Genomic DNA, 11,754 nt, shown 5'->3' on the forward strand with positions numbered 1-11,754 from the left:
GTCTTGATCACAATGGCTGGGTGACGGACAGCTATACGGTGCAAAGCCGCCGTTCGACTGTCCTTCATGCCGTGGAAACCAACGACTGCACATGGCCGACAAGCGCACGCTCGCCGGCCACCGGCGATCACACTTCGGTTTGCTCAGCCATTTCGAGAGCATCGTCTACCTCGATCCCGAGGTATCGCACGGTGCTTTCGATTTTTGTATGACCCAAGAGCAATTGAACCGCGCGCAAGTTCTTGGTGCGTCGATAGATCAACGACGCTTTCGTTCGTCGCATGGTGTGCGTACCGTACGCGGTGTCATCAAGCCCGATCGACGCGACCCAACGATGAACGATGCGCGCATACTGGCGCGTCGACACGTGCGCTGAGGCATGCAGTCGACTGGGAAACAAATAGTCAGCGGGCTTCAATCCCCGCGCCGAAATCCAGGCAGAGACACTTTGACGAGTCTGCTCCGTGATTTGGAACTGCACTGGTCGGTGCGTTTTCTGTTGCATGAAAGTCGCGCGAGCTACGACATGACCTCCCATGTAGACGTCCTGCACTTGCAAGCGCGTCAAATCGCACGCTCGAAGCTTACTGTCGATCGCAAGATTGAACATCGCCAACTCGCGAGCGTTGGACGACATCTGCAGCCTTGTTCGAATCGCCCAGATTTCCCGCAGCTTCAGCGGAGGCTTTTGGCCGGTTAGCCTTCCCTTATTCCACGGCACCCGACGAGTGCCGGAAGAATTAAGCGTTTCCATGACAATCGCCTCTTCAACGAAGAGAGATCGATTGTGCGCTTTGCGGAACGGTCAAACTTCGACCCGTTTCAGTCGTTCGACCCTCGGTACGCCGAGTGTCTCTTGACAAAGTGCAGCGGCCGCTCACTAGTGGCTTCGCCGACGCGTCGTGTCCTTGCGACCCGCACGAAGTGGGCGTCGAGGACGAACCGGGCGAACGCATCGTCCTTACGCATGCGAATGGCTATGGCCCAATCACGTCGATTTCGCGTATTCGGGTATCTTGATCTGGTTGCGGTCGCATCGGCGAGAATAGGGCTCGGCTTGACCGTCGAAACGCCGGGCGCGCATGACTGCCGCCAGGGAGTCGATGTGGGACGACGAGGCGCGCATCGGCAAGGGAGCCCGTCGCGCGCGTGCAGGCGTTCGGCCGGGAACAACCGCTCACAACGCAGTCGCGTCCTCAGCCGGCCAAGGCCGTGCAGCGCGTCGCGGAATCGAGATAACACAGGACATCATGGAATTCGCGGCTATCGCACAACGCCATGTAGCCGCGATCATCGCGATCGCGCTTTTCGGCGGTCCGGCGCTCGTGGCCGGCGCGTGGACTCTGGCCGCGCGCGGACGGCGCGCTTCTGCCGCGGCTGTCGCGGTCGCGGCGGGCATCGTCAGCGCAACGGGCGCGGCGGTGTTCATCGCCATCGCGGCACGAATCGCGCGGGGCACCGCGTTTTCATCGGCGGATCAGCGCATGGTCGACGCCCTGCGCGACGGTACTCCCGCACTCGCCGCGCGATGTTTCGCCGCGCTCACGCATCTCGGCGATCCGTGGTTCCTGACGTTGCTGTCCGCGTTCATGTGCGCGTGGCTGCTGCTCACGCGTCGCTTCGCTCTCGCTGTCTATTTCGCCGCGGTCACGAGCGCGGGCGGCCTGCTCAATCAGGCGCTCAAAGCGATGATGCGCCGCGACCGTCCCACCGGCGCGGGCGTGCCGCTGCCCGAAAGCTTCGCGTTTCCGAGCGGGCATACGTTCGGCTCGATCGTCTGCTATGGAATGTGCGCCTACGTGTTGCTGCGCCTTGCGCCGACGCGCCGCGATCCGCTCATAGTTGCGCTTGCCTGCTTCATCGTGCTCGCGATCGGTGTGAGCCGCGTGGTGATCGGAGTGCACTTTCCCGGCGATGTGATCGGCGGTTTCGCGTCGGGCGGCGCGTGGCTGGCGGCGTGCATCGGCGCCGCGGAGTTCGTGCGGCGACGTGCCCGTGCGCTTTCGGATCATTTCGAATGACTTTGCGAGCTGAAACGATGCGCAAATCGAAAGCAAGTGGCGCAGCCATCCTGGTTTTGGCGCGGATCGGGTCTGAAAGTATGTTCGGCCTTCAGCAAAGATCCTGCTCGGGAGGAGTACGTGAGCCGAGTGAAGATCTACTTGACGCGCGCGAAGTCGAAGCCGATCTCGGCCCGCCGGACGGCAACTGGCGACCGTGGCGTGACATTCGCTGTACACCGAATACCCGTTCCCGCTGCGAGACCGTGTCTGACGCGGTCGTGGGCAGCGCCGGAGCACCGTCCGGCGCCGAAAAAATGCGCATGGGCTTCGAACGCCCCCTCACACCTTGCCTTCCTCGACAAAGCGGTCCGTTTCGGCGAGTACATTTACCGCGTCCCGATGATGATGGATAGCGTAGGCGGAGTAGAGCACGTCGAGCACCGCGATCTGGCCAATCTTGGCGGTGGTGGACTCGGGCGCTTCGGGGCGGTCAATTGCATCGGCCTGCTCCGCGGTGATGAGCGAAATGTCCGCGTAACGGGTGATCGGCGACGATGGGAAAGACGTGATGCAGACCGTATGAGCCCCCCGTTGCCGCGCGATCTGAAGCGCGCGCACCGTGGTCTTCGTGCGTCCGGAATTACTGATGCCGAATACGACGCATTTGTCGTCCAAATTCACAGATGCGAACTGCTGGATGCTCTGATCGCGGTAGAAGATGCACTTCTTGCCGACTCGCAAGAATCGCACCACGCCGTTTTCTGCGGCAAGCGCTGAGGTGCCGGTCGCAAAGAAGACCACGTATTCGCATTCACTCAATGCTTGCACGACGCGCGCGACGACCTCCGGCTGCAGCTTCGCCATGGTTTGGTCGAGCGTCTCGCGCAGCGCGCCGTGCACCTTGCGCAGGATGATATCTAGCGAATCCCCAGGCTTGATGTGATCGTATATTTCACGCGTCTCGCTCGCGGGTAGTTCCTGCCGGCGGCGTGACAGTTCTTCGGCCAGCGATATCTTCATGTGCTGGAAACTGTCGAAGCAGAACTCTTTCACAAAGCGGGTTACCGTGGCTTCCGACACTTCACACTTCTCGGCCATTTCGCGGATCGTCATCGACTTCGCCTGGGCAGGCGCGCGCACGATATGCAGACCGATCCGCCGCAGCGCCGGGTTCAGTTCCGGCAGGCGCCCGCGTATGAGCGCGATGGTTCCGTTGGCGGAGTTCATGGATCGAGTTTGTACTGGTAGTTAAGGCCGGATTCAAAGGAAGACCGTTGACACCGCAGGCACTGCCGCGACCACTGCCAGCCCGACAATCAGTGCCGCGAGATAGCCCCAGATTCGGCGCATTGCGAGCGAGGGCTCGACGCGGCCGATCGCGCATGCCATGTAGTATCCCACTCCGAAAGGCGGCGCGAACAGGCCGACTCCCATAGCCAGCACGACGACCATCGAGTACTGTACCTCGTTGATACCGAGCGTGCGCGCAACGGGAAACAGCAGTGGACCGAACAGGACTATTGCGGGGATGCCTTCCAGTACACTGCCCAACACGACGAATGCGGCGACTGACACCACCATGAAAGTCGCAGCACCGCCAGGGAGATGCGACATGGCGTCGGCAAGGTCATGCGAGAAGCCAGACTGTGTTAGCGCCCAGGCCATGCCCGTCGCCGTGCCGATGATAAGCAGAATCGAACCTGAGAGTGCGGCGGTGTCGACGAGCATTGCTTTAAGTCTTCGCCATTCGAACTGTCGATAGATCAGCAGCCCGACCACCACCGCATATATCACGCCGATTGTCGACACCTCGGTCGCCGTCGCCACGCCTTCTACTACTGCCGTGCGAATGACGACGGGCAGTAGCAGTGCGGGCAGCGCGATCACGAGACTGCGGCCAATTACATTCCAGGCAGGGCGCGCCGCTTGTTCCTTCGTCTCGCTGCGGCTGCGAAACCATACTACGACGCATAACGCGAGCCCCAAAATCACTGCCGGCAGCAAGCCGCCGGTGAACAGCGCCGTGATCGAGACGCCTGTTACGGAGCCGATAGTAATCAGCACAATACCCGGCGGGACGGTTTCCGTCTGCGCCCCCGTCGCTGCGAGCAATGCGGTCAGATCACCGGGATCCGAACCGCGCTTGTGCATTTCAGGAAACAGCACCGGTGCTACCGCGGCCATGTCCGCAGCTTTCGAACCTGAAATGCCAGACAGCAGGTACATCGCGCCGATCAGCACGTACGAAAGGCCACCGCGCACGTGCCCGAGCAGATTGGCGAGGAATGCCACCATTGCACGCGCGATGCCGGTCATTTCCATCAAGTGACCCACAAATACGAAGAGCGGCACAGCCAACAACATGACATGCGACATACCCTCATCCATCCGACTGACGACTACCGTAAGCGGCATCGATGTTGTCAGCGCGAGATAGCTGAAGGTAGCGAGACCAAACGCGAACGCAATGGGAACCCCTGCCAGCACCGTCACCGTTACGATGCCCACGAAGAAAATCACCAGGTTGTAATTGCCCAGTTGGCCAAGCAAGGGACGAGCGATAGCCAGGACTGCGCCAATAGCCACGACCATCATCACGGCGGCCAGCGTCGCGCGCCAGTTGGCGACGCGCCTAAGCTTTAGAACTGCCGACAACGTCATCAGCGCGGCACCTGCGGGCATTGCTGCGGCTCGCCACATGGACGAGAGTTCAAGCACCGGCGTCGCGACATCAGCCTCGTGATACGCATAGCCCAACGCGGGCGCGAGAATCAGCAGCAGGAAGCCGAGGGACGCCGCTATCGCGAGAACATCGAAAAAAGCGCGGGTTGTGGCGCTGACCCGATCGACCAGTGCTGTCATTCGCATGTGGTGGCCACGCCAGAACGCAATGACAGATCCGAGCATGGCGAGCCATAAGAACAGAAGCGACGCCAGTTCGTCCGACCAGTCGAGCGGACGGTGCAGCGCGTAGCGCGAGACAACACCACTAAACAACAGCACGACCTCCGCTAGTACGAGCAATGCGGCCGCCGCTTCTATTGCCCAGACGAGCGCGCTCTCGATCCTCGCCGCGAGGTTGTCTGCGGGCGCCCGAAAGGGCGCGGTTTGCGTCATGTGGGACTTCATCATCGGTCTCCTGGCCTTCACTTAGGTACCTGAATTCGCAAGCGGCTCGCCTCAGCCAAGCTTACCCACGGCTTGCTCCAGCAACGCCCAGTAGTCGTTGCCGTACTTCTCACGCGTATCGGCGTAGAAACGTGTCTTCCCAAGTGCGGTGCGGAAGGCGGCCGGATCGACCGTCGAGAATTGCAGCCCCCTCTTCGAGAGGTCCGCTTGAAGACTTTTGCTCAGCGCGACAATGTCGGCTCGCTGGTCCTGAACGGAGCGAGCGAACTCGGTCTGGACGATCTTTTGCAAGTCGGGCGGCAGACGGTTCCACGCGTCTTTGTTGGCGAGCGTCCAGAAGCCGTCCCAGATGTGGTTGGTCAGGCTGCAGAACTTCTGGACTTCGTAGAACTTTCCGGAGTTGATCAGCGCCAGAGGATTTTCCTGGCCGTCCACTACGTGCGTTTGCAAGGCGCTGTAAAGCTCGTTGTAGTTGAGCGGCGTTGGACCCGCGCCAAGCGCACTGAAGAGCGACGTGTAGGCGGGATTAGGCGGCACACGAAGCTTCAGGCCGGCGAGATCCGCCGGCGAACGCACCGGACGCAAGGACGAAGTGACTTGCCGGAAACCGTTGTCCCATAGTCCGCCGATCGCGACTATCCGTCCGGTGCGGTTGACATCGTCGCGAATCTTGGCGCCGAGCGCGCCGTCCATGGCCTTCCACACCTGTTCGTAGTTGGTGAATGCGAAGCCGGTGCTGGCGATTCCAGACGACTTCACATAGTTGCCGAGATTGCCGTGGCCGAGCGTCATGAACTCGACCGCACCACTGCGAGTCTGCGAAAGCGTGTCCGCATCGGAACCGAGCTGGTTGGCGGGGAAAAGCTTGATGTCGACTCGTCCACTCGTGGCGGCCCGGATTCGCTCGAGTGCTTCGCCTGCGCGCTTGTTGAGCGGGTGCCCCGCATCGAGCGCCGTCGCGAATTTGTAGTTGAACTCGGCCGCTCGGACGCCGCGCGGCAGAATGGCAGCAAAGCCCGCCGTGATGCCCGCCGCTACGCTCGCTTTGAGCACCATACGGCGGTTCGAGCCGCGCGGGTTTTTCATGTGCTGGTCCATCGTTGTCTCCTGGGCGCGCTGACGACGCCTGTCTGTTTTTTGTGGCTGCGCGCGTGCCCGCGCTAGCCGTGAAGGCTGCTAACGTATTCCGCGAACGCTTCCGGTGGCGTGGCGACCACCGGCTCGAATGTCCGGTGCGCGATAAACTCCGGCCGGGTCGGCTTGCGAATGGCATTCGTGACCGCGCTATACGTGACATATACGATGCGGCGGGGCAACGGCGTCATGTTGCCCGCGGAGCCGTGCACGGCATTGCCGTGAAACATCAGGACGCTGCCCGCGCCACCCGTCGCCACTGCGATATCGCTACCGGAGCGAATCACGTTCTCCACGTCTTTCAAGTCCATCCAGCGGCGGTTGTTTTCCTTCGGAGTGGTCGGAATCATGCCGCGTTGATGACTGCCAGGCACGAACATGAGCGCTCCATTGGTCGGGTACACGTCGTCGAGAAAGATCGCGATATTCATCGCGCGCGCCTCGGGCATGCCGTCGTCCTCGTGCCACGTGACGAAGTCCTGATGCCACGGAAACGTATCGCCATCGAACGCGACCTTCGGATTTACCTTGAACTGGTGGATGTACAGCGACTCGCCAAGCAATTGTTCGACGGGCTGCACGAGGCGAGCGTCGCTGGAAAGAGTGCGGAAAATATCGCTGTACTTGTGGCAGCCGAACGCCGTGCGCGGCGCGCCGTTCTTCTCGCGCCAGATTTCGGGGCGCTGCACCTGGGTGATATCAGCGGCTTCCCGACGCAGCACGTCCACTTCATCGGTTGAAAAGATGCCTGGTAAAACCAGAAAGCCGGCTTCGTTGTATTGACTGATCTGGTCCTGGCTGAGCTTCATTGCTGTGTCTCCTGTTGGCGGGTGCGCGCACCCGGTTTTATTGGCTGGAATAGCTTGGCCGGCCCTTCGGTCATCGCCAATGCCGGCCCTCGCGGGCTAGCACGAAATGATCGTCGTCGCCGTTCTGGCCGGCTTTCAGCAGCACCTGTGCGCCATTAAGCGCTGGGTCCGCGGCGTGGATGCGCATGAAAGCGTCCTGGGAAGTCGGGTTGATTGCATCCACGCTGAGCGCGTCGATGCCGAGCCGACGCATCGTCTGGCTCGAGGTATCCCCGCCGGCCACGACGAAACGCGGCAAACGCCGCCTCGCCGACACCCGCCGCAGCACCGCACCATACAGTGCACCGATGAGCGCCGACGACTCGGCGCCCAATTGCTCGCACACTTCGGTTCCCCTCGCGATGCTCGTGTCGTCGAGACCGGCAGCTGTACAAATCACCACGCTTTGCTTACGCTCCAATGCGTTACAAATCTCGAGCGCCAGCGAATCGGCGAGCTCATTTTCTCCACGTACCGCGATCTCTGCGAGCGCGAGACGCCGCACCAGCCATCCTTGCGATCTGGCATAGGCAATCTGCGCCGCAGTGTTCGGGGTGCAGCTACCCGACAGCACTACGATGCTGTCCACCGGACGTTGCGGCGCGCCAGCATCGGATTGCGGACGTTGCTCGCTTAAGTGCGCGGCGAGCCCCGCCGCGAGGCCATGCGAAGCAATCGCGAAAAGAGGGCGTCGTGCCGATGCATACCAGACGGCATGCGCTATCTTCCGCAGGTCGGCAGCCTCGATCGCGTCGAACAGGGTGGCCGCCTTTGCGGTGGTCGCATTCGCATCGAGCTGGTCGATCAACGCGACGATCCGGTCCACCGGAGCGCGACGCAGTTCCGTAAAATCGCATATGCCGATCGGCAACGAGGTCTGCCGCGCAAGATGGACTCGCAGATCGGCCTCGTGCATCGGCGTGGCGGGATGAGCGGCCATGCTCGGATGCCGGTCGAGGCGAAAGACTTCGCCACGATAAGTTGCAAAGTGATGGCCGAATGCGGTATATCGGCCGAAGTCCGGATGCGCTGCAACGATCGGCACGTTCTGGACACCGAGGCATTGGCGCGCCAGTTCCAGCACCGTGCCGAAGCTCCCCTGCTCAGGCGACGAATCGAAGGTCGCGCAGATCTTGTACTGGATGACTCGCGCACCGGCCGCCTCGAACAGCTTCAAGGCCGGCTCGATTTCGGCCGCCATCGCGTGCGGCGGCAACGATCGCGCAATACCCGCCACGCCTGCGACGTCCAAGTCAGCGGTGACTTCCTTGAATCGTTCGAAATTCGGAGTCTCGACGAATAGAATGCCCCGTAGACCTCTGCGATGAAATTCAAGCAGATTGGCCGCCGCTCCGGTGAAATCGTCGCCGTAAAACGCGATCGGAGCACAGCGTGGTCGGTGCCGAATGGACGCGCCGTGCATGGCGCTCACGCTGCAAAAGAGCCAAGCGCACGGGCGAGCGCGGGCCGTGCGCGCGCATAGTCCTCGAGCGGGACACCCTCGATCGCCGCCGCCCAGGCGTCCTTGATGCTCTCCACGCCCGATGCGATACCGTCAGGATGACCAAGGATGCCACCGCCGCATGCATAGATCAGATCCGTCGAGTTCGCCACACGATAGGTGTCGAGTGCCTGCCAGACTGTTTGCTTCGACGAGAAAACCGGCATGACGGGCCACGCGGGGCCGCCATCGGCGAACACCGACGCGGCGCAAGCCTGCGCGGAGCGCACCACCGATTCGTTTGGCTCATAAAACTTGTTGTCGAGGCCATTCACGTGGATGTGGTCAGCACCGGCGATACGGAACAGCTTGTGCCATGCGCGAAAGTCGACGCCAAAGCCCGGCGCCCGGCTCATCGTGCCGAAACCGTTGCGATGCCCGTGAATCGGAAGTTGCGCATACCGTCGCAAGTGAGCCAATGCCGACACGCCGATCCAGTTGAGGCTGACCATCACGCAGTTTCCGCCGGCCGCCAGGACCTTGTCGTGACGCCGCAGCATGTCATCGATTTCGCCGGTGATGTTGAACGCGTACATTACCTTGCGCCCCGTGCGTTCAGTGTAGCGACGCAGCACGGCAAGCACGGCGTCGACGCGCTGATCGAACGGACAGTGCGGCGGATCCGCCATGAGTTCGTCATCTTTGATGAAATCGATCCCGCCATCGGCGAGCCGCTCCACAAGGCAGGCTGTTTCGTCGGGCGTCAGTCCGACGCTCGGTTTCACGATGGTGCCGACGATGGGCATGTGCTCGATCTGCGTGAGCCGTCGCGTACCTTCCACACCGAATTGGGGACCCCTGTACGTATCGGCGAGCACCGAGGGCAGCTCGACGTCGATGAGCCGCAGTGCATTGACCGACTGCACATCGAAGATGTTGCCCGCAAACGTGGCGAGCATGTTCGGCAGTGATGCGCCGGTGTTCTCCAGCGGCCACGAAAGCTTGACCTCGCAGCGGCGCACCGACGCGGCCGGCGGATGGGCAATAGGACCCGCCGACGGCGTTTCAACGTCGACGATTTGATCGACGCGTGCGCCGTGCATTTCGGCAATCGACGCACGTTCGCCGGGAATCGCAACAAAGGTGGCCGTCGACGACTCGCCAGCCATTTCAGCGGCGGCATCTTGCGGATCGAGTGAGGTTTCGACCAAATATCGGGCAGCGAATCGATGTGACACAGCAGTCTCCAGCGGTTTTTAGGAAGTGTGGCTATATGAAATATTATTTTTCACGTTGCGTCAAAGGAAATTTAATTTGATGTAGTCGTTTTCGGGTATGTCCTGAGTCGGCGGTAGCTCTGGCAAGCGAGCGATCATGCAGCGTTAGGAAAAGTAGGTGTCGGGCAACGCACTGGCTAACGCCACCCCGATCGCGGCGATGGCGTATCCGCCAACCAACGTGAGCGCGTCACTCCTGCTCGTCCCCTTGCACTACGAACGCCATGCCGTGTGGACTCAGCAGGCTTCAAGCCGTCGTTGTGTCGCGCGACTTGGTACCTCTTCAGGAGGTTGCCGCCCAGCGAGGAAGCCCGGTCGCGCACTCGCGGACAGGGTGTCGCCAATATGAGCAGTGCCATGTCTCGTAGCGCGGCGTGACATCTTCGGCGTCCGGGGTCGTAGCCACGACCACCCCGCGTGTGCGGGGTTATACGACGGATGAAATCGACAAGCCCGGTAGCCATTTATTTGGTGTTTTCCGGGCCCTTGCGAGTTGGACGCCATCATTGAGAGCGGGAATTTTTGGGGCCGGCCTGTTTCCAACGCGAAAACAATCGCTGATAAGTTCGCTCTGCCTGTTCAGCGACCGCGCGTTCCTGGTCCCGTACGCTCTTTAGGTTATAAGCGGCGGCTGAACCCTTGCGCCCCCCGCGCTGTGAAGACAGTCCGGCCTGAAGCTCGAGCGAGCGGAGCTTGTGGGCGGTGAGCGCAGGACGGTCCCACGCAAACGCCGCATCACGTGTGAGCACGTACCAGACCGTGATCGCAATCTTACTCGCGGTAGCGACAGCGGCAATCTGCTGTCCGCGTCGATCCTTTATGCGCAGGAAGAAGGCGCGCAACGGCCCGGCCGATTGCGCCGCCGCCCACGCCGCTTCGACTAGCATGGCGCGCGCATAAGAGCGACCGCGCTTGCTGATATGCCCGTGCCTAGCCGGCTGCGATCCGGACTGGTAGACACAGGGATTGAGACCAAAATAGCTGACAAGTTTCCCTGGCGTACGGAATCGCCCGATATCCCCAATGGCAGACAGCAGGCCGATAGCCACCGTCGTGTTTATACCGGCGATCGTAAGCATCTTGCGTAGTCGCCCATCCTCCATGACCGATTGTGCCAGCACGCGCTCGATTTCGCGGAGGTCCTCACCAAGCCGATCGAGTTCGCGTAGCCGTTGCTCGGCGCCCATCCGCTCGTCGGTGGGCAGAAGCTGATTACTCAGCCACCCCCGCCCTTTCTTGCCGAACAGGTCCGTTGCCGGGCACCTTTCGATCAAGTGTGCGGCGAGTACCGCATGGACTTCATTCTTCAGGCGCGTCCGCTGGCGCACGATCTGCGCGCGGCGCGAGACCTGCCGACGCATGGCCTGCGTTGCTTCATCTGGAATCCATACTTCCGGCAGGAAGCCGCTGGCATACAATTGGGCCAAGATGGCTGCATCGATCTTGTCCGTCTTGACTCGCGCTTCGGCGATCAGCCGTACTTGCAGGGGATTGGCGACAATCACTCGCCCGACATGCGCCTGCAGTACGCTGACAATAGCGGCAGTGTTACCGGTGGCCTCCAGCACTACATGATCATCCGGCCGGAGTTGAGAGGCAAATTGCTTAAGCTCGTCGCGTCTTAATCCAACGCGACCGCCGGATTTCAGTATTCCATTCTCGAGATACGCGACCTCGGCCACCGATCTCGATACATCCAGACCAATGATTCGCATAACTGTCTCCCATGAAACGTTACCTTGGGAGCCGGTGGGACAGCACGACAACTACGGATTCGCGCTCGCAGCGTAACCGGGCGGGTCGCAGGGGCGGCCAACTACTAAGGCAACGCTGAACAAGCCGTTGTATTTATCAATTTGGGCCCGAACACCGGTGGGTCTATCGTGAGTGAGGCTTTGCGGCTGCATTTCTTGCCCACCTGG

At 61.3% G+C, this 11,754-nt stretch carries 9 protein-coding genes; 1 reads left to right on the top strand and 8 read right to left on the bottom strand.

The genetic code is table 11. From position 1 onward, the window contains the following. Positions 1-127 precede the first annotated feature (127 nt). A complete protein-coding gene (locus tag QCE73_RS38910; protein ID WP_233391230.1) occupies positions 128-754 on the bottom strand; it encodes a tyrosine-type recombinase/integrase in 627 nt (208 codons plus the stop codon). A 496-nt stretch (positions 755-1,250) separates the two neighbouring features. Here QCE73_RS38910 and QCE73_RS38915 point away from each other — a divergent pair, with 496 nt between their 5' ends. Further along, on the top strand, positions 1,251-2,021 hold the full coding sequence (locus QCE73_RS38915; protein ID WP_233391227.1) for a phosphatase PAP2 family protein: 771 nt from the start codon (positions 1,251-1,253) through the stop codon (positions 2,019-2,021). 321 nt (positions 2,022-2,342) lie between these two features. Here QCE73_RS38915 and QCE73_RS38920 read toward each other — a convergent pair whose 3' ends face one another. From QCE73_RS38920 to QCE73_RS38950, 7 genes are all read right to left on the bottom strand, one after another. Beyond that, positions 2,343-3,230, bottom strand: coding sequence for a MurR/RpiR family transcriptional regulator (locus tag QCE73_RS38920; protein ID WP_309886121.1), 888 nt, complete (start codon positions 3,228-3,230; stop codon positions 2,343-2,345). Positions 3,231-3,263: 33 nt separating this feature from the next. Continuing rightward, the gene (locus QCE73_RS38925; protein WP_375294321.1) at positions 3,264-5,135 is read right to left on the bottom strand and encodes a TRAP transporter large permease subunit; all 1,872 of its coding nucleotides are present in this window, start codon (positions 5,133-5,135) and stop codon (positions 3,264-3,266) included. A 48-nt stretch (positions 5,136-5,183) separates the two neighbouring features. Then, positions 5,184-6,230 (bottom strand): TRAP transporter substrate-binding protein, encoded by a 1,047-nt coding sequence (locus QCE73_RS38930; protein ID WP_233391222.1) that lies wholly within the window; start codon positions 6,228-6,230, stop codon positions 5,184-5,186. A gap of 62 nt (positions 6,231-6,292) precedes the next feature. Continuing rightward, positions 6,293-7,075 carry a phytanoyl-CoA dioxygenase family protein gene (locus tag QCE73_RS38935; protein ID WP_233391218.1) on the bottom strand — a complete coding sequence of 261 codons (783 nt, stop codon included), beginning with the start codon at positions 7,073-7,075 and terminating at the stop codon, positions 6,293-6,295. Positions 7,076-7,145: 70 nt separating this feature from the next. Then, positions 7,146-8,537 carry a four-carbon acid sugar kinase family protein gene (locus QCE73_RS38940; RefSeq protein ID WP_309886127.1) on the bottom strand — a complete coding sequence of 464 codons (1,392 nt, stop codon included), beginning with the start codon at positions 8,535-8,537 and terminating at the stop codon, positions 7,146-7,148. Between the two features lie 5 nt (positions 8,538-8,542). Then, the gene (locus QCE73_RS38945; RefSeq protein WP_233391213.1) at positions 8,543-9,793 is read right to left on the bottom strand and encodes a ribulose-bisphosphate carboxylase large subunit family protein; all 1,251 of its coding nucleotides are present in this window, start codon (positions 9,791-9,793) and stop codon (positions 8,543-8,545) included. A 542-nt stretch (positions 9,794-10,335) separates the two neighbouring features. Next, on the bottom strand, positions 10,336-11,532 hold the full coding sequence (locus tag QCE73_RS38950; protein ID WP_404989887.1) for an IS110 family transposase: 1,197 nt from the start codon (positions 11,530-11,532) through the stop codon (positions 10,336-10,338). Between the last annotated feature and the right edge of the window lie 222 nt (positions 11,533-11,754).

Source organism: Caballeronia sp. LZ029 (genome assembly GCF_031451275.1).
Taxonomy (GTDB): Bacteria; Pseudomonadota; Gammaproteobacteria; order Burkholderiales; family Burkholderiaceae; genus Caballeronia; species Caballeronia jiangsuensis.